This is a genomic window from Spirillospora sp. NPDC127506 (assembly GCF_040302145.1).
In the GTDB taxonomy this organism is placed as follows: domain Bacteria; phylum Actinomycetota; class Actinomycetes; order Streptosporangiales; family Streptosporangiaceae; genus Spirillospora.
In genome coordinates, this window is record NZ_JBEORG010000002.1 from 278218 (window position 1) to 298381 (window position 20164).

The window sequence follows — 20164 nt, forward strand, 5'->3', positions numbered from 1 at the left end:
CAGCCCGGCGTCGACTGATGACCGCGCGGCATAGGAACCCACGGTGCCCGCACCGTTCCCCGTGCTGCACGGCGGTCAGCCCGTCGGGCGGAGGGTGGCCCAGGTCCCCCAGCCGGCCTCGGCTTCTACCGCATCCCATTGCCCGGGTAGGGCGTCGGCGACGTCCGCAGCAGGCAGGTACAGGGGGCCATCAGTGCCGAGTTGGTTGATCCAGAGCAGCACACCGCCGGGGGCCAGAACACGATTGATCTCTGCCGGGAACAGCAGCATGTCGATGGCGACCACGACCGCGATCGAGCCAGTGGGGAAGGGCAGGGCGGCGGCATCGGCCTGGATGCGGGACGGGGAGCGTCCGGCCGCCTGCCGCAGCATGTTGGCGGAGATGTCCAGGCTCACCACTCGGCCGAAGGCGTCGGTCAGCAGAGGGGTGTAGGCACCGGTGCCCGAGCCGAGTTCCAGGCACGGCGCCGCGGACTGGTCGGGGAAGGGGCCGCCGCGGGCCAGCGCGTCACGTACCGGGTCATCGCGTCCGGTGGCCTGGCCCGTGTCCCAGGTGGCGGCGAGCTGATCGAACAGGTCCCGGAAGAACTGTGCGGTCTCCCGCGTCCAGGCCTGGTGACCGGTGGCGAGGTCACGGGCGAAGGTGCGCAGCAGATCGGTGGTGTCCGGTGGCGGGATGGGCTTGTCGGGCGGGCTCGGGAGTAGGCGCGGCAAGGTCAGTGTCATTGGTCCACCTGAGAGGCGAGGTCGTCGCTCTTCGGCCGGTCGCGGTACATGGTCCACAGAGTGATCACGCCGCCCCCGAAGCCGATCATAAGGGCGAGGCCCGCCAGCCAGGAGCCGGGGCCGCCGAGGCTCGCCCCCGAGTCGGTGACTGAGGCAACGCCGACCGACAGCGTCCATACCGCGAACGCCGCCAAGAGCAACGCCCTCGCACGCGTATCTCTATGCTGCCGCCACCGGTGGAACATCAGCATCATCCCGCCCGCGCCGAGGAAGAACGCGCCGAGTTGCAGGACGTAGGACTTGGTATCGCCATCGAGCGCCATCTTGGCGATCACGGCCACGGGCAGGAACGCACCCAGCCCGACGAGGGCGAGGCGTCGAGCACTTGGCTGCTTAACCGCCATGAACACCTCACATCGCTGCGGCATCCGATGCTATGCCAGTGGTGCTTGGTCGGGCGTCCGCGAAACGGGGCTTCGCACGCTCCCCACCGCCGGATGCTCGCTCACGAGCCTCTTTCTTCGCTGTACGTCGTCCGCCTTCAACGTGCAGAGTGATCACCATGTCCGACATCTACGAGCGAGACGAGTCGGAGACCGATCACTCCTATGCGCGCCGGATCGCCTATGCCGAGTATGCGAGAAGGCTGCGCGCATGGGCGGAGGAGCAGGGGATCAGCGTGAACACGAGAGGGCGTATCCCTAGCGCCGTCGTGGCCATGTACACCGAGGCCACGGGGGACGATCTCACCGCGACGCTTGCGCGCATCGACCGGGAGCATGGGCAAGGCGGCACCGACTGACTGACCTCCGGTCACGGCAGCGGGGCGACCCCGTGGAGCAGTGCGGCGTGCCGGTCGGTCTCGTCGGCCGGTGTGCCGAGCATGAACCCTCTCGGCCCGCGGCGCGAGGGACGGGAAGCGTTCGCGGGCGGACACGAGCGCGCCGGACGGCTCGTAGCGGGGCAGCCAGGCCGTTGAGGCGGGCGAGGCTGTCTGGCGAGACTCGCCTACGTCGTCATCTACGTGGACGAGAAGACCGCCTTCCGCGGCGAGCCGCACCCGGTGACCGCTCCTCCGGGCCTGGCGAAGGGGGCCCGCCTGGATGCGTCCGTGGGCGTGATCCGGGGTGGCCGGGTCACCTTTTGCGCGTCCGGTGCGTCTGGTGGGTAGGTGACAACGGAAGGTTGGGAGTGCATGGATCGGGTCGCGGTCTTCGATCGGGAGCGGCGGCATCTGCTGGCGGTGGCGTTCCGCATCCTCGGTTCGGACGCCGACGCGCAGGACGTCGTCCAGGAGGCGTGGACGAGGTACGTCCGCGCCGACGTCGACGAGATCCGCAACCCGCAGGCGTGGCTGACCACCGTGGTGACGCGGCTGTGCCTGGATCTGCTGCGGCGCTCCCGTGAGCAGCCCCGGCGTCCCGAGGAGCTGCCGGAGCCGGGCGCCGGGGAGGACCCGGAGGAGGTGGTGCTGCTCGCCGGTGAGCTGACCGCGGCCTTCACCGTGGTGGTCGAGGAGCTGACGCCTCCGCAGCGGGTCGCGCTCATCCTCCACGACGTGTTCGGTGCGCCCTTCGAGGAGATCGCCCACATCCTGGGGACGACCACGGAGTCGGCGAAGAAGCTCGCCAGCCGCGCCCGGGGGCGGGTGCGGCGGACCGCGTGGCCGGACGTGGAGTCCACCGAGGCGCACCGGGTGGTCAGCGCCTTCATGAAGGCGGCGCGGCAGGGCGATATCGACGGCCTCGTCGAGGTCCTCCACCCGGACGTGACGAGGACGGCCGACCCGCAGGTCCTCCGGCCGGGCGCCCCGCAGCGGGTGCGCGGGAGGAAGGCCGTGGTCGAGGAGACCCGCATGATGCAGGCCAGTGCCCAGCGGGCGCGCCTGGCCCTCATCGACGGGCGGCCCGGCATCGCCGTGGGGACGGGCCCGCAGGCCGCCCTGGTCTTCCACATCGCCGACGGCCTCATCGTCCGCTACGACGTCGTCGCCGACCCACTGCGGCTGGCGCTGCTGCACATCGAGGACTGACCCGTGTTCAGCACCTACGTCGCCGTCACCCTTGTCACGGTCGCGATCAATGCCGCGATCGTCGCCGCCGACCTCGCCAAGGCGCGGTTCGTCGTGGCCAACTCGGCCGAGGTGGGCGTGCCGCGCGAGGCGCTGCCGCTGCTGGCCGCGTTAAAGGGCGCCGGCGCGGCCGGTCTCGTCCTCGGCCTGCTGGGCCTGGACGCCATCGGCATAGCGGCGGCGGCCGGCCTCGTGGCCTTCTTCATCTGCGCGGTCGCCGCTCATGTGCGGGCCCGCGTCTTCTACAACATCGCCTTCCCCGGCGCCTATCTCGCCCTGGCCGCCTCCTCACTGGGCCTCGCCCTCGCCAACTGAGGGGCCGGGCGGCCCATGATGGCGTCGGCGGCGAAGACCGCGCCCTCGTCGTTGATCCGGTAGAAGCGGGCCGTGCCGCGTGTATCGGCCGGCACCTTCAGGTGCGCCGAGACGGTCGACTGCCCGACGTCCACGGACTCGACGATGCGGCGGGCCGGCAGCGACACCATCTGGATCCGCGCCGGGTCGGCCGGGGCCTTGAACCAGGACGCGTACTCGGTGGCGGCGGCCCGGTCGAGCGGCCGTGCCCGCTGCTCAACGGTGCTCCGCTCGGGGCAGGTTTTGGGGGGCGGTGGGGGGTAAGGGTGCTGCCGACCAGTGATGTCGTGCCCCTGGGGGAGGCCGGGATGAGCATGCCGCAGAGGATGGTACGTCGGCTGGAGCGGGCGGAGGCGCTCGACAGGGTCGCCAAACCGGTGAGCAAGGCGACCCAGTGGGCAGTGAAGCCCCGCATCATTCGCAATCTGCTCAGCGGAACATATGCCGGGCATCCGGCGCACCCTCCGCTCACGGACGTGACGGTCGGCGCGTGGTGCATGTCCGCGCTGCTGGACGCCGCCGGCGGACGCGACACCGAGATGGCGTCCGACATCCTGGTGGCGACCGGAGTGATCTCCGCGGTGCCCACCGCGCTGACCGGCCTGAACGACTGGTCCGACACCATCGGCGGGGACAGGCGGGTCGGGTTCGTCCACGCTGCCGCCAACACCACGGCGCTGTCCCTGTACGTGGCGTCGCTCGTGTCCCGTGCCCGCGGCAACCGCGGGATGGGCAAGGCGCTGGGGTTCGCCGGGTTCGGGATGCTGACGGTGAGCGCCTATCTCGGCGGGCACCTGGCGTTCGTCAAGGGCGTCAACGTCAACCGGACCGCCTGGCAGGAGGGCCCGGAGGAGTGGACGCCGACGATCACGGAGGACTCGCTGGCCGAGGGCGACCACCGCACGGTCGACGCGGGCGGCGTCCGGGTCCTGCTCCACAAGATGGACGGCAAGGTGTACGGCATCGCCGCGACCTGCAGCCACATGGGCGGCCCCCTCGGCGACGGGACGTTCGAGCACGGCTGCGTCACCTGCCCGTGGCACGGCAGCACCTTCCGGTTCTCCGACGGCGGCATCGAGCGCGGCCCGGCCAGCTCGCCGCAGCCCTGCTACGAGACGCGGATCGAGGGCGGCCGCATCGAGGTGCGCATCGCCCCGGCCGGTCTCCCGGGGGGAGCGGACGAGGCGCGCCCCCGCCGGGCGAGCCGCCGCATCCCCGTCCACACGCCCTGACGAGGGCGGTCAGCGGCGGCCGCCGAACTGCCAGCGGTGGACCTCGACGGCGGCGTAGCGCTCCCGGGTGAGGACGGCGCGCGCCGCGTCCGGGCCGGGCGCCTGGACGAGCGCGGCCGTCCCCAGCCAGGCGGCGCCGTCGTCTGAGAGCAGCGGCCCGTAGGCGATCAGGTCGTCCCGGCCGGACGGCACGTCGAGGTCGGCGGCCGGCGCCGACCCGAGACCGAGCACCAGGAACCGGTCGCCGGGGTCGCCCGGGAAGTCCCACATCGTCCGGCCGAGCAGGTTGCGCCAGCGGCGCAGCAGGACGTCCCGGTACACGCCGGCCTGGTAGTTGGGCTCGTCGAAGGCGAACGCGCGGGCGGCGGCGGGGTCGGGCAGGTCGACGATGTGGACGCTGCCGGTGGGCGTCTCGCCGTCGTCCGCGAACGTCGGCCCCCGCGCGATCAGCTCTTTCGCGAACCGGTCCATGTACGACCAGTGCGCCTCGGCGAGTTCGAGGCGCAGCGCCAGTGAACCGGGCCGGTCGCGGTGGTAGCAGAAGAACTCCATGCCCGGCAGTATCCACGGCGCCGGCCCCGGTCAGGCGTTCGTGAGGGTGTCGGCCGGCCGAGCTTCGGCGGCGCCGGCCGGGACCCGGGAGGCGATGGCCGTCGAGCACGCCGCGGCGAGTGCGGCGAACACGACCGCCGACCACAGCGCGGCGCGGAAACCGGCGGTGACGGCGTCCGGTGACCCGAGGCGCCCGTTGGCGGAGAAGACGGCGCTGCCGATCGCGATGGCGAAGACGGTGCCCAGCCGCTGGGCCATGTTGGTCACGCCGGACGCCTTGCCCATCTCGTCCGGCGCGACGGCGTTGAGGACGGCGGTGGGCACGGTCGGCAGCGCCATCGAGATCCCGACGCCCGCGACCAGCAGCGCGAGCGTGACCTCGACCCAGCTCGCGGCGAGCGAGCCGCGCGCGGCGACCCACGCGAAGCCGAGCGCCTGCAGCGTCAGGCCCGCGACCATCACCGGCCGCCGCCCGACGCGGTCGGACACGACGCCGGCGACCGGCGAGACGACCATCGGGGTGGCGAAGAACGGCAGCAGCCGGACGCCGGTCGAGATCGGCGAGTACCCGCGGGCGAACTGGAACTCCTGGACGATCAGGAACGCCGCCGCGAACGTGGCGCCGGACATGAAGAACATCGTCCCGTTGCCCATGGCGAAGGCCCGGTCGCGGAACAGCCGCAGCGGAACCATCGGCGCGGCGGCCCGGTGCTCCCAGGCGGCGAACGCCGCCAGCAGCGCGGCGCCCGCGGCCAGCGTGCCGACGACCTCCGGGCTGGACCAGCCGGCCCCGTCCGCCCGCACCAGCGCCCACACCAGCCCGACGACGCCGGCGGTGCCGAGCGCCACGCCGGTCAGGTCGAGCCGCTCCGGCGCGCCGTGGCTCTCCGGGAGCAGCCGGGTCGCGAGGGCGGCCGCGACCAGCCCGATCGGGACGTTCAGCCAGAAGATCCAGTGCCAGTCCAGGCCCTCGGTGACCGCGCCGCCGATCAGCGGCCCGGCCGCCACCGCCAGCCCGGCCAGCCCGCCGTAGACGCCGACGATCATGCCGCGCCGGTGCGGCGGGTACGCGGTGGTCAGGATCGTCAGGCTGAGCGGCGTGACCACCGCGGCGCCGAGGCCCTGCAGGGTGCGCGCGGCGATCAGCTCGGCGGAGTGCGGCGCCACCGCGCACGCGGCGGACGCGGCGGTGAACAGCGCCAGCCCGGCGTTGAACGTCCGGCGGCGCCCGAACCGGTCGCCCAGCGCGGCGGCGGTGATGATCCCGGCGGCGAACGCGATGCCGTACGCGTTGACCGTCCACTGCAGGGACGCCAGGTCCGCGTGCAGGTCGAGCCGCATCCGCGGCAACGCGGTGAGCACCACGCTCGAGTCGAGGACCACCATGAAATACGCGGTCGAGGTGAGGACCAGAACCCACCCCGGCCGTGGCGCGGTCGATGTCATCGTTCTTCTCCAGTCTTGGACGGCTCGGAGTGATGACGAACGACCGGGCGCCGGACGGACGCCCGCGGGCATGTCCGTTCGCGGCGCGCCCGTTCGTCCAATACTCGGAAGGCACCGACCCGCGACCGACAGGAGAGCCGATGCAGTACGCACTGCTGATCTACGGCGGGGACCCGGACGCCCCGCCCGACCGCCCGATGGACGAGGCCGTCGCCGCGGTCCTCGCCCGCCCGTACGTGACCGGCTGGGCCCGCCTGCACGCCGCCGGCTCGGCCACGACCGTCCGGGCGGGTGAGGCCGGGATGCTGCTGACCGACGGGCCGTTCGTCGACAGCAAGGAGTTCCTCGCGGGGCTCGTCATGATCGAGGCGGACGACCTGGACGGCGCGCTCGCCGTCGCGGCCGAGCTGCAGGAGACGCGGGAGGGCGGCGCGATCGAGGTCCGCCCGCTCCGCGAGGGGTGCCCGCGTGGCGCTTGACGCCGTCTTCCGCGAGCACTGGGCGCGCGTCCTGGCGACCCTCGTCGGCATCCTCGGCGACATCGAGCTGGCCGAGGAGGCCGCCGCGGAGGCGTTCGCGATCGCCGCCGAGCGCTGGCCGCGCGACGGCGAGCCGGCGAACCCGAACGCCTGGCTGGTGGTGACCGCGCGCAACCGGGCCGTCGACCAGCTCCGCAGGCGGCGGCTGCTCGCGGAGAAGACCCGGCTGCTGGCGCGCGGCCTGGAGACCGCACCGGAGGCGACCATGCACGACCCGCCCGCCTTCCGGGACGAGCGGCTGGAGCTGATCTTCACCTGCTGCCACCCGTCCCTCGCGCTGGAGGCGCAGGTGGCGCTCACCCTGCGCACGCTCGGCGGCCTGTCGACCGAGGAGATCGCGCTCGCGTTCCTCGTCCCGCCCGACACGATGAGCAAGCGGCTGACCCGGGCCAAACGCAAGATCCGCGACGCGGGCATCCCGTTCGCCGTGCCGCCCGACCATCAGCTCCCGGACCGCCTCGCGGCCGTCCTCGCGGTCGTGTACCTGATCTTCAACGAGGGCTGGGGCGGCGGCCGCGTCGACCTGGCCGCCGAGGCGATCCACCTGGCGAGGGCCCTGACCGACCTCATGCCGGACGAGGGGGAGGTGCTCGCGCTCCTCGCGCTGATGCTCCTGCACGACGCCCGCCGCGCCGCCCGCTTCCGCGACGGCCGCCTCGTCCTCCTGGACGACCAGGACAGATCCCTCTGGGACGCGGGCCAGATCGACGAGGGCCGGCGCGTCCTCCAGCGCGCCTTGGCCCGCGGCACCGCCGGCCCCTATGCGATCCAGGCGGCCATCGCCGACCTGCACCTGCGGCAGCCCCGCGACTGGCGGCAGATCGCCGCGCTCTACGACGTCCTGGCCCGCCGGACCGGCTCCCCGGTCGTCGAGATGAACCGGGCCGTCGCGATAGCCGAACTCGAAGGCCCCGAAGCCGCCCTCGCGATCCTCGACCGCCTGGACCTGGGCCAGTACCGCTACTTCCACTCCACCCGCGCCGACCTGCTCCGCCGCGCCGGCCGCACGGCCGAAGCCGAACGCGCCTACCGGCGCGCACTGGAGCTCACCCGGACCGCCCCCGAGCGCCGCTTCCTGGAGACCCGCCTGGCCGAACTGAGACCCCCGGCCGAAGGCTGAACCGTCCCGCAGGACGGGATCCGGACGGCCGCCGGGAACCGCCGCGCGAAGCTCAGCCGCAGCGCCGGAGTTGGAGATCGCCGAGCGCTGCGGGACGCTCGGCCGGCCGCGCGGCGTGCGGCTGGTCCTCGGCTCCGGGGCCGGGAACCTGAAGGAGGAGTCCGACCTGCTCCGATCCGTCCGGCACGGGCGGCTAGCGGAGGCGGTGGTGGAGGGGGGCGGCCAGTTCGGTGGTGCTCAGGATCAAGGCGACCGTGTAATCGGTCAGGTGGTCGCGGTCGATGTCGAGGTCTCCGCGGAACCAGGTGGTGAACAGCTCCCAGAGACCGGCCGTGAGGGTGAGGCCGGTCAGCTCCACGTCGATGTCGGAGAGGAGGACCCGGTCCAGCGTCTCGCGGGTCTCGGCGGCGAAGATCGCGGCCAGCGTCCGGATGATCTCGATGCGGCGGCGCTGGAGCAGGGGTGAGGCCGGGAACGCATGGGTGAGGATCTGCGCGCGGCGCGGGTCGTCGGTCAGGAAGTCGAGGACGGCGGTCACCACGGCGCGGGTGCGGGCCTGCGGGTCGCGGGGCGCCCGGCGCGCCGCGGAAAGGATCACGTCCGTGCCCAGGGCGACCTGCTCGTCGACGACCGCGAGGAGGAAGGCGTCCCGGTCCGGGAAGCTCTCGTAGAAGTAGCGGTCGTTGAGCCCGGCCTCGGCGCACACCTTCCGGACGGTCGTGGCGCCCCACCCCTGGGTGCCGAGCAGTTCCAGCCCGGCCGCCAGCAGCGTGGCGCGGCGGCGGGCCCGGCGCTGGTCGGCGGGCACGCCCCGGTACGGGCGCGCGGGCGCGGGCTCGGACGTCACAGCCCCGATTGTGCCGCATCCCTTGACTTCGCCCGCGAATCTGAGGACGCTGAGCACGGATATTTCTGGTGTATGGCTTCACCAGAAATCGCGGTCGAGACGGGAGCGTGAGGTCCGGTGGCCACGGAGACCCCCCGACAGCTGACACTGGCCGACATCGACGTGAGCGACCTGCGGTTCTGGGCCCGCCCCCTGACGGAGCGGGCGGAGGCGTTCGCGCTGCTGCGCGCCCAGCCGGGGCCGGTGTTCTTCACCCTGCCCAAGCTGCCGTTCCTCCCGCAGAGCCCCGGCTCGTGGGCGCTGACCCACCACGCCGAGGTGACGGAGGCCAGCCGCAACCCGGAGGTGTTCAGCAGCGAGCCCAGCGCGACCAGCCCGGCCGACATGCCGCGCTGGATGGACAAGTACTTCAACTCGATGATCGACATGGACGATCCGCGGCACGCCAAGATCCGCCGGATCGTGTCGCGGGCGTTCACCCCGAAGATGCTCGCCAAGGCCGAGGACGACATCGCGCGGCGGGCCGCCCGGATCGTGGACGAGCTGATCGAGGCGGGCGGCGGCGACTTCGTGTCCCGGTGCGCGGCGCGGCTGCCGGTCGAGGTCATCTGCGACATGCTCGGCATCCCCGTCGAGCACCACCGCCGGGTCGTGGAGTGGACCAACGTCATCGTCGGGTACAGCGACCCCGAGTACGTGGGCGCCACCGTCGAGTACGGCGGCGACGGGCCGCGGCTGGGGCGGCTCGCCACGCTCCGCATGCTGGGCACGATCGCGTCGGCGGGGTGGCGGCTGCACCGGCTGGCGTTCAAGCTCGGCCGGGAGCGCCGCGCCAACCCCACGGGCGACCTGACCTCGGCCCTGGTGAACGCCAACGTCGACGGCGAACGCCTGAGCCCGCGCGAGTTCGCCGCGTTCTTCCTCCTGCTCGTCGTCGCCGGCAACGAGACCACGCGCAACGCCATCGCGCACGGGCTGAAGCTGTTCACCGAGCACCCGGACCAGCGCGAACTGCTGCTGGAGGACTTCGACGGCCGCATCGCCGGGGCCGTCGAGGAGATCGTCCGCTACAGCAGCCCCGTCATCTTCATGCGCCGCAACGTCACCCGCGACTACGAGATGAACGGCCACACCTACCGCAAGGGCGAGCGGGTGACGCTGTTCTACTGGTCCGCCAACCGCGACGAGGCGGTCTTCGCCGACCCCGACCGCTTCGACATCCTGCGCTCACCGAACCCGCACGTCGGCTTCGGCGGCCCCGGCCCGCACTTCTGCCTGGGCGCCAACCTGGCCCGCCGCGAGATCACCGTGATGTTCCGCGAGCTGTTCACCCGCCTGCCCGACATCGCCGCCGGCGAACCCGACCGCCTCATGTCCGGCTTCATCAACGGCTACAAACGGCTGCCGTGCACCTTCACCCGGCCGGCGTCCTGACGCGGAGGGACGGCCCCCCCGGTCCGTCCCTCCGCATCACGGACCGTAGCTAATCAGATGTGACGGGTCCTCTGCCCTGGCTTCGGAGTAAGAGTCGACGTGTACTTCTCGCCATCAGGAAGTGGCTTGCCGTGGGGAAGTACCGTCCCCCGCCCGGCGGACGAAGGACAATGATCACGCGTCCCCGAGGATGGAGTGAGCGGTGCCCGACGACAGGCCGAAGTTCTTCGATTCCGCGTTGTTCGCCCCGGCGATGAAGGCCCTCACGCGCGGGCACGTCGCACTCTTCCGCGCCACCGGCGGACGGCTCGGGAGCCGTTTCCGTTTCGGCAGCGCCTTCCCGTCCGGAGTGCCGGTCTGCCTGCTCACCACGCGCGGCCGCAAATCCGGGAAGCCGAGGACGATGGCGCTGCTGTACCTCCCGGACGGCGACCGCGTCATCCTGGTCGCGTCCAGGGGAGGGACGGGGCGCCATCCCCAGTGGTACCTGAACCTCGAAGCGAACCCGAAGGTGGCCGTCCAGACGGGCCGCCGGCCCCGCCCGATGATCGCCCGCATAGCGGAGGGCGACGAGCGCGCCGGCCTGTGGCGCCGCCTGGTCGAGTTCTATCCCGAGTACGGCGACTACCAGCGCTGGACCGACCGCGCCATCCCGGTCGTCATCTGCGAACCCGCCTGATCATCCGGGCGGACGGTTCGGCTCCGGCGGCGCACGGACCACCACCCGCGAACCCGGGCCGGCGAGCGCCTCTGGGCGTGTGGGCTGCGGGTTCGGGTGGAAGGGATCTTGACGTGGGGGGTGCGTTGCGCCGAGGTTTGTGGTGTGCGAAGGGCGCTGTTGGGATCTCGTGTGCTTCGCGTCCTGTTTGCGGCCTTCGTTTCGCTTGTCACGCTTGCCGGTGGCGCGGTGGCCGTCCGGGCACAGGATCCGCGGAGCCCGACCGTGCGGTCGCCGGACGGGGTTCTGGCGCTGGCGGTGTCCGCCGAGGGCGGGCGGCTCGGGTACTCCGTCAGCCGGGGCGGGTCCGTCCTGGTCGGATGGTCCGTCCTGGGGCTGAGGCTCACCGACGGGTCGGTGCTCGGCGGCGACGTGGAGGTGACCGGCGCCCGGGTCACCGCCGGGGACGGCACGTGGCGGCCGCTGTGGGGCGCCGACTCGCGGGTGCGTGATCACTACCGGGAGCTCACCGTCCGGCTGCGGCAGGCCGGCGGGAGGGTCTTCAACGTCATCGCGCGCGCCTACGACGACGGGGTGGCGTTCCGTTACCAGGTGCCGGAGCAGGCCGGCCTGCGGTCGCTGGAGATCGTGGACGAGGCCACCGAGTTCGCCCTCGCCGGGAACCCGACCGCCTGGTGGACGCGGCGGGACTTCGACACTGACGAGAACACCTGGCAGTCGTCCCCCTACAGCGCCATGGGGGCGTCCAATACCCCGGTGACCTTCCGGTACGAGGACGGTACCTACCTGTCGATCCATGAGGCGGATCTGGACGACTACGCGGCCATGACCGTGGCACCGGATCTCGGGCGGCTGCGGGTCGAGCTCGTGCCGACGCCCGGGCGCGCGGCCGCCGTCATCACCCGTACCGGCCGCGCCACCCCGTGGCGGGTGCTGACCATCGCCGGGAACGCGGGCGGGCTGATCGAGTCGCACCTGGTGGAGAACCTCAATCCGCCGTGTGCGATCTGCAAGGGGGACACGTCGTGGATCAAGCCGATCAAGTACGCCGGCATCTGGTGGCTGATCCAGCACGGGCAGGCCACGTGGAAGCCGGGGCCGCGGCACGGGGCGACGACCGAGCGCGCCAAGGAGTACATCGACTTCGCGGCGGAACACGGCATTGAGGGCCTGCTCGTCGAGGGGTGGAACCGGGGGTGGGAGGGCTCGTGGGCCGACCAGGACTTCACGCAGGCCACCCCGGACTTCGACCTCCCCGGGGTCGTCGCGTACGGGAAGAGCAAGGGCGTCGAGTTCATCGTCCACAACGAGACCGGCGCGGGGGTCGAGAACTACGAGCAGCAGCTCGACGCGGCGTTCGCGCTGTACGAGCGGCTCGGCATCCACTACGTGAAGACCGGCTACGTCGGGAACATCACCGGGCACCACCACTACGACCAGCGGATGGTCAACCACTACCGGCTCGTCCTCGAAAAGGCCGCGCGGCATCGCATCAACGTCGACTGCCACGAGTGCGTCCACGCGACCGGGGAGGCCCGGACGTTCCCCAACGCCCTCGCCAGGGAGGCCGTGCGCGGGCAGGAATGGGACGCCATCGGGGACGGCAACACCCCCGAGCACACCCTCATCCTGCCCTTCACGCGCATGCTGTCCGGCCCGATGGACTACACGCCCGGGATCATGGACGTCCTGTGGGACCCGCGCCGCGACGGGCACCGGGTGCACACCACCGCGGCCAAGCAGCTCGCTTACTACGTCACCTACTTCTCGGGCATGCAGATGGCCGCCGACCTGCCCGAGCACTACGCGAGGTCGCCCGGACTCAAGTTCATCGAGGACGTGCCGGTCACGTGGGACGAGACCAGGGTGCTCTCAGCCGGGATCGGCGACCATCTGGTCGTCGCGCGGCGCTCGGGCGCGGACTGGTACGTCGGCTCCATGACGGGGGACCGGGCGCAGACGCTGCGCTACCCGCTGTCCTTCCTCGGCAAGGGCACGTGGACCGCGGAGTCCTACTCCGACGCGGGAGACGATGACGCGGGGCTCGACGTCCGCCGGTCCGCCGTCACCCGCGACGACGCCTTCACCGCCGTCCTCAAGAGCGGCGGCGGCCAGGCCGTCCGGTTCCGGCGCGTGACGTGAGCGCCGCCGGCGAAGGCGTCAGGCGTCGCCGGATTCGCGGGCGGCGAGGCGGCGGGCGAGCTCGTCGCGTTCGCGGGTCACTTCGGCCAGCCGGTGCTGCAGCTCGAAGATGCGGCGGATGGCGGGCAGGGTCATGCCGTCGCCCATCATGGTGACGACCTCCTGGATGCGCCCGATCTCGTGCCGGCTGTAGCGGCGCTGCCCGCCGGCGGAGCGCTGCGGCGAGACGACGCGGTGGACGTCGATGCGGCGCAGGAACGCCTGCTGCACGTTGAGCATCTCCGCGACTTGGCCGACGGTGAACAGGGCGGCGTGCTCGTCGTCGATCGGCAGGGTCATGGGGGTTCCTCCTTCACCTGCGCCGCGATCACCAGAACGGCCCCGGCGCGCTCGGGGGGACCGGCGCGGGCCGGGGCCGGCTCCGGAACCGTGGCGGTCAGCTCTTGATCGCCTTCAGGGCGTCGCCCTGCTGGACGGCGACCTTGCGGGGCCGGGCCTGCTCCAGGACCGGGATGCGGACGGCGAGGACGCCGTTGTTGTAGGCCGCCTCGATGCCGTCGGCGTCCAGGTGCTCCGACAGGTAGACCCGGCGGGTGAACGAGCCCATCGCCCGCTCGCGGACGAACACGCGCTCGTCCTCGCCGAACTCCTCCTCGCGCCGCGCGGTCACCGAGAGCACGCCGCGGTCCACGGTGACCTCGATCGAGCCGGGGTCGATGCCCGGCAGGTCGAACCGCAGGACGACGTCGTCGGCGCGGCGGATGCCGTCCATCGGCATGAGGTTCCCGTCGGCCAGCCCGCTGAACTGCCGGACGGCCCGGTCGAACTGGCGCTCGAACTCCTGCACGAACGGGTCGATCGACGTCAGCAACATGCCATCACCTCCGAAGATCGTCGGCGCCTGGCGGGCGCCGATGTCCTGCTCCTCGCAGAAGAGGAAACCTTCAACTTCATTTATAGGTTACTTCGCGCACCATGTCAACCCGCACCGCCTCCGAGTCGGGAGTCCGCCCGGTGCACGCGGTCGCTCGACGGCCGCTGTCCGGGTGGCCGGGTCGGCGTCGCAGGCCGCGGGATGTTACTTGATCTGCGGACTCGGCAATACATCTAGTGGAGGCGGACACCGCGGAGCCTCCGTCAAGCTGAGGAAGCACTTGACAACTACCTATAGCTTCGGCTATAGGAACAATAGAAGCGGTCAATGACCTGGTGGCGCTGAGAGTGGTTCCGGGGAGTGATCGACATGGCGGTCTCGGGCACCCTGCCGGCGGGCGCAAGGTTCGCGGACCTGATCCGCGCCGACGACCAGTGGGTCCGGGACGCGTTCGACGCCCTGGTCGCGGCGAACTTCGGCGCCTCACCCGGCAGGCCCGGTCCGCCCGCGCCTCCCCGCACGCCGCCGTCCGGTCGGCCGTACCCATATCCCCCCGGTGTCCCCGACGCCCCGATGCCGGGCCGGCCCGGCCGCGCGGCCGGGCGGCGGCGTCCGCCGCGCCGCCAGCGCTCCCCTCCGATTTCCGCGAAGACGTCCCGTCCCGATCGTCAGGGAAAGGAGGGACCCAGCAGCATCGGACCAGTCCGTATATCGCCATTCCTCAGCTTCGGACCAGATCGGCGGCGGCGCCGGGGCGGGCGCCGCCGCCGATCTCCTCGTGCGCGGGACGCCTAGAACGGCGTGCAGCGGGTAGTGTGGCGTTCAGAAGTTCCGTCCTGTGTCCGCGGATCGGCCACGGAGTGCTGTCCGAGGTGATCGCACATGGCGAACGACCAGCGCGCGACCAGGGTCGCGGCCGCCCGGCGCGCCCCGAACTCGATGACGACGATCTTCCCTTCCGGCCCGTCCGCTCGCGGACGGCGTCCGGGGTCGGCCGTGGTGCCTCCACATCTTGTTCCTGCGGTTCTCTCGTTCAAGGATGTGGAGCATGTTGCATATCGACACCCGAGCGCTGGACGCCAGCCTGGAAGTGCTGCGCAAGGCGCAGCACGAGGCTGACGTCGCCCGCGTTCTCCAACGGGTGGTCGGCTCGGTCGGGCGCCTGTTCGGCCACGACGGCGCCGGAATCATGCTCATCGACGACAAGGAGCAGTTGCTCTACGTGGCCGCCTCGGACGAGGTCGGACGATCTCTGGAGGAGGCCCAGGCGCACGCCGACCAGGGGCCCTGCTACGACACCTACGTCGAAGGCCGGCCCGTCTCCACCAAGGACGTGCGCTCCGATCCCCGCTGGCCGCAACTCGTGGACGTGCTGGACGAGCGGGTGCGCGCGGTCGCCGGAGTCCCGCTCCTGCTGGGCGGCAGCCCGGTCGGCACGCTGAACGTCTACCGGTCCCAGCCCTACGGGTGGGACGACTCGGACATCGCGGCGCTGCACGCCTACGCCGGGCTGATCGGTGAATTCATGGCCGCGGCGCTGTCGTCCCATGAGCACAGCACCACGGCCTCACAGCTCCAGTACGCGTTGGACTACCGGGTGGTCATCGAACGCGCCATCGGCTACCTCATGGCCACCCACCGCCTGGACGCCGTCTCGGCGTTCAACCTGCTGCGCAAGCAGGCGCGGGACAGCCGCCGCCGGGTCGCCGACCTGGCCGCCGAGATCCTCAGCGACGGCGCCGCCTAGCCACGGCGCACCGGCGCGCCCCCACGGCCGTCCGGTGCGCTCCCCCAACCCGACCTTCCATCCGATACCTCGGTCCGGTCCCTGTCCCTGCCCGGTCGGAGATTCCCTCACCTCTTTGGAGGCTCTATGACCCAGGCAGACAGGTGCCCCCCCGGCACCCTGCAATCCACACCCGCCCAACCCCCCGGCGGGCCGGCCGAAAGACCCGCCACCTACGCGGGCGGCACCCTGCTGCTCTCCATCGGCGCCCTCTCCGACGGGACGACCGTGGAACTGCGGCTGACCGGCGAGCTCGACGTGAGCGGCGCCGACACGCTGCGCCGGCACATCGAGGACGTGATCGTCGAGCACGATCCGCACCGGCTGCTGCTGGACCTCTCCGGACTGACCTTCGCCGACTCCAGCGGCCTCGCCGCGATCGTGTGGGCGCACAAGGCGATGACCGCGCGCGGGCGCCAGCTCCGCCTGCAGCACCCGCAGGGGCGCGTGCTCCGCGTCCTGCACATCACCGGCCTCCACACCCGCCTGCACATCACAGAGTCGACCCCGGTCGGCCCCCGGAGCGCCGCCGGGGCGCACCGCCGCCTCGCGCGCTGACCGTCACGGCCCGCCGGCGGCGCCCCGCGAGACGGCGCGGAACGCGGTCGGCGGCATCCCGGTGCGCTGCTGGAAGAACGCGCTGAACGACGTCTGGTAGCTGAAGCCGAGGCGCTCGGCGATCGCGGACGGCGGCAGGTCGGTGTGCGAGAGCAGGCGCTTCGCCTCCAGCAGGAGCTGGTCGTCGATGAAGCGCTTGGCGCCGCATCCCGTCGCGGCCCGGGTGGCGCGGGTCAGGGTCCGGACGCTGTAGCCGAGGCGGGCCGCGTAGTCGGCGACGCGGTGGCTGGAGGAGAGGTCCTCGCCGACGGCCTGCTGGAAACGCCGGAACACCTCGTTGTCGGCGGCCGGGTCGCCCGGCCCGCCGTTCAGGTGGGTCAGCCGCAGCAGGATGACTCCGAGCAGGTGGCGCATGACGTCGATGTGCGCTTCGAGGGGGAGGTCGGCGAGACGTCCGGCCTCGTCCTCCAGGAGGCGGAGCGTGCCGTCCAGCGCGGCCTTCTGCGGGCCCGCCGGGGTCAGTGGACGGTGGTGGACGCGCAGGTCGAGGCCCACGGCCTCGCGGGTCGCGGCGTCCGGGAAGTCGGAGGTGAACAGCACGACCGTCGCCTCGGCCCGGGTGAGGTCGCCCATGTAGCGGTGGATCTGGCCGGGGCGCATCCAGAACCAGCTCCCGGCCGGCACGCGGTACTCGTTGAAGTCGACCGAGCAGTGCACCGTGCCCGCCTTCACGGCGATGAACTCGTGGAACACCGGACGCCGCGGAGCGTAGATGTCGACCTCGTGGCCCCGGGCGCGCTCCATCAGCCGGGGCAGGTCCAGGACCTCCACGCCGGGAGGCGCGCCCGCGGCGGGACGGTACGGGATCTGCGGAATGTCCGCCCGCAGAGGTTGTCCGTTTTTCTTCATCCGCTGTCCTTGATCTATGACAGCGATTATCTGACCCCGCCTTAGCGTGAGTCGCGGCGCCGGACAGGCGTGACCGAAATCTCAGGGGAGTGGACGGCCATGCGACTCATCGTCGGGATGACCGGCGCGACGGGGGCGGTGCTGGGCGTCCGGCTGCTGGAGCACCTGGCCCGGCTCCCGGACGTCGAGACGCACCTCGTCCTGTCGCGGTGGGCGCGGGCGACCGTCGAGCTGGAGACCGGGCTGTCGGCGCGGGAGGTCGGCGCGCTCGCCGACGCCGTGTACGCGCCCGACGACCAGGGCGCGCCCATCTCGTCCGGCTCCTTCCGGACGGACGGCATGGTCATCGCCCCGTGCTCCATGAAGACGCTGGCGGCGATCCGGACCGGCTACTCGGACGGGCTCGTCGCGCGGGCCGCCGACGTGGTGCTGAAAGAGCGGCACCGGCTCGTCCTCGTCCCGCGGGAGACGCCGCTCAGCGAGATCCACCTGGAGAACATGCTCACGCTGTCCCGCATGGGCGTGCGGATGGTGCCGCCGATGCCCGCCTTCTACAACCATCCCGAAACGGTGGACGACATCGTCGACCACATCACGGCCAGGGTCCTCGACCAGTTCGACCTGCCCGCCCCGGCACGCCGCTGGACGGGAATGCGGGCCGCCCGTGAAAGGAACAACAAACATGCCCTTTGACGACCTGCGGAGTTTCCTGGAGACCCTCGACAAGGAGGGGCAGCTGCTGCGCATCACCGACCAGGTGATGCCCGAGCCCGACATCGCCGCCGCGGCCAACGCGGCCTGCCGGATGGGCGACGGCGCCCCTGCCCTGTACTTCGACAACGTCGCCGGATTCACCAGCGCGCGCATCGCCATGAACGTCCACGGGTCGTGGGCCAACCACGCGCTCGCGCTGGACCTTCCCAAGGGGACGGGCGTCAAGGAGCAGGTCGGCGAGTTCAGCCGCCGCTGGGACGCGTTCCCCGTCGCACCCGAATGGCGGGACTCCCCGCCGTGGGCGGAGAACGTCATGGACGGCGACGACGTGAACATTTTCGAAGTGCTGCCCCTCGTCCGGCTGAATGACGGCGACGGCGGCTTCTACATCGACAAGGCCGCCGTCGTCTCCCGGGACCCCGAAGACCCGGAAAACAGCGGCAAGCAGAATGTCGGCATCTACCGCATCCAGGTGAAGGGGAAACGCAAGCTGGCGCTCCAGCCCGTCCCGATGCACGACATCGCGCTGCAACTCCGCAAAGCCGAAGAGGCCGGCGAAGATCTGCCCGTCGCCATCACCATCGGCAACGACCCGGTCATCTCCATCGCCGCGTCCACCCCGATGCGCTACGACGAGAACGAGTACGAGCTGGCGGGCGCGCTGCGCGGCGCGCCCGCCCCGATCGCCGCGGCGCCGCTGACCGGGCTGCCCGTCCCGTGGGGGTCGGAGGTCGTGATCGAGGGCGTCATCGAGGGCCGCAAGCGCGAGATCGAGGGGCCGTTCGGCGAGTTCACCGGGCACTACTCGGGCGGGCGCAACATGACCGTCATCCGCGTCGACCGGATCTCCCACCGCACCGACCCGGTCTTCGAGCACCTCTACATCGGCATGCCGTGGACGGAGGTCGACTACCTGATCGCCGCCAACACCTGCGTGCCGCTGTACCAGCAGCTCAAGGCCGAGTTTCCGGAGGTGCGCGCGGTCAACGCCATGTACACGCACGGCCTCGTCGTCATCGTCTCCACCGCCAAGCGCTACGGCGGCTTCGCCAAGGCCGTCGGGCTGCGCGTGCTGAGCACCCCGCACGGGCTCGGCTACGCCGCCACGGTCGTCGTCGTGGACGAGGACGTCGACCCGTTCGACCTCCCGCAGGTCATGTGGGCCGTGTCCACCAAGATGAACCCCGCCGGCGACCTGATCCGGGTGCCGAACATGCCCGTGCTGGGCCTCGCGCCGCAGGCGACCACGCCCGGCATCACCGACAAGCTCGTCATCGACGCCACCACCCCCGTCGCCCCCGACCCGCGCGGAAACTACGGGAACCAGGTCCGCGACCTGCCCGAGGCCGCCGAATGGCTGACCCGCCTCCGCGCCCTGGCCGCCGATCGCTGAACGGAGTCCTGACATGATCTGCCCGCGTTGCGCGCACGAGGAGATCGGGCTGCTGTTCGCCTCCCCCGTCCCCGGGGTGTGGGAGGTGCTGCAGTGCGAGCGCTGCCTGTACTGCTGGCGCACGACCGAGCCCGACCGCCGCACCCGCCGCGACCGCTACCCCGACGCCTTCAAGCTGACCGCCGAGGACATCGCGTCCGCCCCGGAAGTGCCGGCCGTCCCGCCGCTGAAGAACCGATGACCGGCGCGTTCCGCGATGCGCTGGCCGCCTGCACCGTGCTCAACCTCGCCTACGCGGACGCGGACGGCCCGCAGGTCTGCGCGGTCTTCTTCGCCCCGGCCCCGGACGGCGGCCTGGTGTTCGTCAGTTCGCGCGAGACCCGGCACGGCCGCCATCTGGCGTCCGACCCCGGAGGCGTTCCGGTGGCCTTCACCGTCCAGGCCGACGACCAGGACTGGCGGACGCTGCGCGGCGTCCAGGGGCGCGGCCTCTGCCGCCGCCTGACCGGCGCTGACCTGGACGCCGCCCGCGCCGCCTACGCCGCCCGCTTCCCCTTCGCGGCGGACGACGCCGGGCCGGCCCGGGCGCTGGCGGCGGCCGACCACTGGGGCGTCCGCCCGGCGTGGCTCCGGCTCATCGACAACTCGCGGGGCTTCGGCCACAAGACCGAATGGCCGTAGAGCGACGCCGGTCACATTCGGGGCCCGCCATTCCGATCGTCCATTTGCCGGGTGCGCCGTAAATCCGGGGACGCCGCCCGGATAAGGGGGACGTTGGTCCCGCTGAA

At 71.9% G+C, this 20164-nt stretch carries 24 protein-coding genes; 15 read left to right on the top strand and 9 right to left on the bottom strand.

What is annotated here, in order from left to right:
* Positions 1-75 precede the first annotated feature (75 nt).
* Entirely contained in the window at positions 76-726 is a 651-nt protein-coding gene (locus tag ABTW95_RS03935; protein WP_500224350.1) for a class I SAM-dependent methyltransferase, read from the bottom strand.
* Positions 723-1130 (bottom strand): hypothetical protein, encoded by a 408-nt coding sequence (locus tag ABTW95_RS03940; protein ID WP_500224352.1) that lies wholly within the window; start codon positions 1128-1130, stop codon positions 723-725. Before ABTW95_RS03940 ends, ABTW95_RS03935 begins: the two co-directional genes overlap by 4 nt.
* A gap of 158 nt (positions 1131-1288) precedes the next feature.
* Between ABTW95_RS03940 and ABTW95_RS03945 the strand changes: the two genes are divergently transcribed.
* The 3 genes from ABTW95_RS03945 (at position 1289) to ABTW95_RS03955 (ending at position 3112) form a co-directional block, all read left to right on the top strand.
* Complete coding sequence (locus ABTW95_RS03945) at positions 1289-1528, top strand: Lsr2 family DNA-binding protein (protein ID WP_396452918.1); 240 nt, start codon at positions 1289-1291, stop codon at positions 1526-1528.
* Between the two features lie 393 nt (positions 1529-1921).
* Positions 1922-2758 (top strand): sigma-70 family RNA polymerase sigma factor, encoded by an 837-nt coding sequence (locus tag ABTW95_RS03950; protein WP_396452920.1) that lies wholly within the window; start codon positions 1922-1924, stop codon positions 2756-2758.
* A gap of 3 nt (positions 2759-2761) precedes the next feature.
* Positions 2762-3112, top strand: coding sequence for a DoxX family protein (locus tag ABTW95_RS03955; protein WP_396452922.1), 351 nt, complete (start codon positions 2762-2764; stop codon positions 3110-3112).
* Here the strand turns inward: ABTW95_RS03955 and ABTW95_RS03960 are convergent.
* On the bottom strand, positions 3064-3282 hold the full coding sequence (locus ABTW95_RS03960) for a hypothetical protein (RefSeq protein WP_500224354.1): 219 nt from the start codon (positions 3280-3282) through the stop codon (positions 3064-3066). The two genes, ABTW95_RS03955 and ABTW95_RS03960, sit on opposite strands and share 49 nt — an antisense overlap.
* 177 nt (positions 3283-3459) lie before the next feature.
* Here ABTW95_RS03960 and ABTW95_RS03965 point away from each other — a divergent pair, with 177 nt between their 5' ends.
* Positions 3460-4383 (top strand): Rieske (2Fe-2S) protein, encoded by a 924-nt coding sequence (locus tag ABTW95_RS03965; protein WP_396452924.1) that lies wholly within the window; start codon positions 3460-3462, stop codon positions 4381-4383.
* A gap of 9 nt (positions 4384-4392) precedes the next feature.
* Here the strand turns inward: ABTW95_RS03965 and ABTW95_RS03970 are convergent, their stop codons facing one another.
* Both ABTW95_RS03970 and ABTW95_RS03975 read right to left on the bottom strand, forming a co-directional pair.
* Positions 4393-4935 carry a YciI family protein gene (locus ABTW95_RS03970; protein ID WP_500224358.1) on the bottom strand — a complete coding sequence of 181 codons (543 nt, stop codon included), beginning with the start codon at positions 4933-4935 and terminating at the stop codon, positions 4393-4395.
* A 30-nt stretch (positions 4936-4965) separates the two neighbouring features.
* Positions 4966-6381 carry an MFS transporter gene (locus tag ABTW95_RS03975; RefSeq protein ID WP_500224359.1) on the bottom strand — a complete coding sequence of 472 codons (1416 nt, stop codon included), beginning with the start codon at positions 6379-6381 and terminating at the stop codon, positions 4966-4968.
* 140 nt (positions 6382-6521) lie between these two features.
* Between ABTW95_RS03975 and ABTW95_RS03980 the strand changes: the two genes are divergently transcribed.
* Together ABTW95_RS03980 and ABTW95_RS03985 are read left to right on the top strand one after the other, a co-directional pair.
* Positions 6522-6860 carry a YciI family protein gene (locus tag ABTW95_RS03980; protein WP_500224362.1) on the top strand — a complete coding sequence of 113 codons (339 nt, stop codon included), beginning with the start codon at positions 6522-6524 and terminating at the stop codon, positions 6858-6860.
* Positions 6850-8040: an RNA polymerase sigma factor gene (locus tag ABTW95_RS03985; RefSeq protein WP_500224365.1), complete on the top strand. Its 1191-nt coding sequence runs from the start codon at positions 6850-6852 to the stop codon at positions 8038-8040. Before ABTW95_RS03980 ends, ABTW95_RS03985 begins: the two co-directional genes overlap by 11 nt.
* Positions 8041-8233: 193 nt before the next feature.
* Here the strand turns inward: ABTW95_RS03985 and ABTW95_RS03990 are convergent, their stop codons facing one another.
* The gene (locus ABTW95_RS03990; protein ID WP_500224367.1) at positions 8234-8887 is read right to left on the bottom strand and encodes a TetR/AcrR family transcriptional regulator; all 654 of its coding nucleotides are present in this window, start codon (positions 8885-8887) and stop codon (positions 8234-8236) included.
* Between the two features lie 117 nt (positions 8888-9004).
* Here ABTW95_RS03990 and ABTW95_RS03995 point away from each other — a divergent pair, with 117 nt between their 5' ends.
* From ABTW95_RS03995 to ABTW95_RS04005, 3 genes are all read left to right on the top strand, one after another.
* Positions 9005-10321: a cytochrome P450 gene (locus tag ABTW95_RS03995; protein WP_500224370.1), complete on the top strand. Its 1317-nt coding sequence runs from the start codon at positions 9005-9007 to the stop codon at positions 10319-10321.
* 202 nt (positions 10322-10523) lie between these two features.
* A complete protein-coding gene (locus ABTW95_RS04000; protein ID WP_500224371.1) occupies positions 10524-11000 on the top strand; it encodes a nitroreductase family deazaflavin-dependent oxidoreductase in 477 nt (158 codons plus the stop codon).
* Positions 11001-11264: 264 nt separating this feature from the next.
* Entirely contained in the window at positions 11265-13142 is a 1878-nt protein-coding gene (locus tag ABTW95_RS04005) for a glycoside hydrolase family 97 protein (RefSeq protein WP_500224374.1), read from the top strand.
* Between the two features lie 18 nt (positions 13143-13160).
* Here ABTW95_RS04005 and ABTW95_RS04010 read toward each other — a convergent pair whose 3' ends face one another.
* The gene (locus ABTW95_RS04010; protein WP_396452751.1) at positions 13161-13481 is read right to left on the bottom strand and encodes a MerR family transcriptional regulator; all 321 of its coding nucleotides are present in this window, start codon (positions 13479-13481) and stop codon (positions 13161-13163) included.
* A gap of 97 nt (positions 13482-13578) precedes the next feature.
* Positions 13579-14016, bottom strand: a complete 438-nt coding sequence (locus ABTW95_RS04015) for an Hsp20/alpha crystallin family protein (RefSeq protein WP_396452752.1) — start codon at positions 14014-14016, stop codon at positions 13579-13581.
* Positions 14017-15064: 1048 nt separating this feature from the next.
* Between ABTW95_RS04015 and ABTW95_RS04020 the strand changes: the two genes are divergently transcribed.
* Both ABTW95_RS04020 and ABTW95_RS04025 read left to right on the top strand, forming a co-directional pair.
* Positions 15065-15763: a GAF domain-containing protein gene (locus ABTW95_RS04020; RefSeq protein ID WP_500224380.1), complete on the top strand. Its 699-nt coding sequence runs from the start codon at positions 15065-15067 to the stop codon at positions 15761-15763.
* Positions 15764-15889: 126 nt separating this feature from the next.
* On the top strand, positions 15890-16360 hold the full coding sequence (locus ABTW95_RS04025; RefSeq protein ID WP_500224383.1) for an STAS domain-containing protein: 471 nt from the start codon (positions 15890-15892) through the stop codon (positions 16358-16360).
* A gap of 3 nt (positions 16361-16363) precedes the next feature.
* Here ABTW95_RS04025 and ABTW95_RS04030 read toward each other — a convergent pair whose 3' ends face one another.
* Positions 16364-17269 (bottom strand): helix-turn-helix domain-containing protein, encoded by a 906-nt coding sequence (locus ABTW95_RS04030; protein ID WP_396451006.1) that lies wholly within the window; start codon positions 17267-17269, stop codon positions 16364-16366.
* A 99-nt stretch (positions 17270-17368) separates the two neighbouring features.
* On the opposite strand from ABTW95_RS04030, the gene ABTW95_RS04035 reads away from it, so the two are divergent.
* Genes ABTW95_RS04035 through ABTW95_RS04050 form a run of 4 tightly spaced genes read left to right on the top strand, consistent with a single transcriptional unit; the run spans position 17369 to position 20057 of the window.
* Positions 17369-17962 carry a non-oxidative hydroxyarylic acid decarboxylases subunit B gene (locus ABTW95_RS04035; RefSeq protein WP_500224386.1) on the top strand — a complete coding sequence of 198 codons (594 nt, stop codon included), beginning with the start codon at positions 17369-17371 and terminating at the stop codon, positions 17960-17962.
* Positions 17952-19376, top strand: a complete 1425-nt coding sequence (locus ABTW95_RS04040; protein WP_500224387.1) for a non-oxidative hydroxyarylic acid decarboxylases subunit C — start codon at positions 17952-17954, stop codon at positions 19374-19376. Before ABTW95_RS04035 ends, ABTW95_RS04040 begins: the two co-directional genes overlap by 11 nt.
* 13 nt (positions 19377-19389) lie before the next feature.
* Positions 19390-19617 (top strand): non-oxidative hydroxyarylic acid decarboxylases subunit D, encoded by a 228-nt coding sequence (locus ABTW95_RS04045; RefSeq protein ID WP_396451012.1) that lies wholly within the window; start codon positions 19390-19392, stop codon positions 19615-19617.
* Entirely contained in the window at positions 19614-20057 is a 444-nt protein-coding gene (locus tag ABTW95_RS04050; RefSeq protein WP_396451014.1) for a pyridoxamine 5'-phosphate oxidase family protein, read from the top strand. The genes ABTW95_RS04045 and ABTW95_RS04050 overlap by 4 nt, the downstream gene beginning before the upstream one ends.
* Positions 20058-20164: the final 107 nt, after the last annotated feature.

Bases quoted from the DNA above. Each gene is read 5' to 3' on its own strand.
- ABTW95_RS04010 (WP_396452751.1), bottom strand. From the start codon at position 13,481: ATGACCCTGCCGATCGACGACGAGCACGCCGCCCTGTTCACCGTCGGC.
- ABTW95_RS04035 (WP_500224386.1), top strand. From the start codon at position 17,369: ATGCGACTCATCGTCGGGATGACCGGCGCGACGGGGGCGGTGCTGGGC.
- ABTW95_RS04030 (WP_396451006.1), bottom strand. From the start codon at position 17,269: ATGAAGAAAAACGGACAACCTCTGCGGGCGGACATTCCGCAGATCCCG.
- ABTW95_RS03940 (WP_500224352.1), bottom strand. From the start codon at position 1,130: ATGGCGGTTAAGCAGCCAAGTGCTCGACGCCTCGCCCTCGTCGGGCTG.
- ABTW95_RS03945 (WP_396452918.1), top strand. From the start codon at position 1,289: ATGTCCGACATCTACGAGCGAGACGAGTCGGAGACCGATCACTCCTAT.
- ABTW95_RS04025 (WP_500224383.1), top strand. From the start codon at position 15,890: ATGACCCAGGCAGACAGGTGCCCCCCCGGCACCCTGCAATCCACACCC.
- ABTW95_RS03980 (WP_500224362.1), top strand. From the start codon at position 6,522: ATGCAGTACGCACTGCTGATCTACGGCGGGGACCCGGACGCCCCGCCC.
- ABTW95_RS03965 (WP_396452924.1), top strand. From the start codon at position 3,460: ATGAGCATGCCGCAGAGGATGGTACGTCGGCTGGAGCGGGCGGAGGCG.
- ABTW95_RS04050 (WP_396451014.1), top strand. From the start codon at position 19,614: ATGACCGGCGCGTTCCGCGATGCGCTGGCCGCCTGCACCGTGCTCAAC.
- ABTW95_RS03935 (WP_500224350.1), bottom strand. From the start codon at position 726: ATGACACTGACCTTGCCGCGCCTACTCCCGAGCCCGCCCGACAAGCCC.
- ABTW95_RS04040 (WP_500224387.1), top strand. From the start codon at position 17,952: ATGCCCTTTGACGACCTGCGGAGTTTCCTGGAGACCCTCGACAAGGAG.
- ABTW95_RS04015 (WP_396452752.1), bottom strand. From the start codon at position 14,016: ATGTTGCTGACGTCGATCGACCCGTTCGTGCAGGAGTTCGAGCGCCAG.
- ABTW95_RS03975 (WP_500224359.1), bottom strand. From the start codon at position 6,381: ATGACATCGACCGCGCCACGGCCGGGGTGGGTTCTGGTCCTCACCTCG.
- ABTW95_RS04045 (WP_396451012.1), top strand. From the start codon at position 19,390: ATGATCTGCCCGCGTTGCGCGCACGAGGAGATCGGGCTGCTGTTCGCC.
- ABTW95_RS04020 (WP_500224380.1), top strand. From the start codon at position 15,065: ATGTTGCATATCGACACCCGAGCGCTGGACGCCAGCCTGGAAGTGCTG.
- ABTW95_RS03960 (WP_500224354.1), bottom strand. From the start codon at position 3,282: ATGGTGTCGCTGCCGGCCCGCCGCATCGTCGAGTCCGTGGACGTCGGG.
- ABTW95_RS03950 (WP_396452920.1), top strand. From the start codon at position 1,922: ATGGATCGGGTCGCGGTCTTCGATCGGGAGCGGCGGCATCTGCTGGCG.
- ABTW95_RS03970 (WP_500224358.1), bottom strand. From the start codon at position 4,935: ATGGAGTTCTTCTGCTACCACCGCGACCGGCCCGGTTCACTGGCGCTG.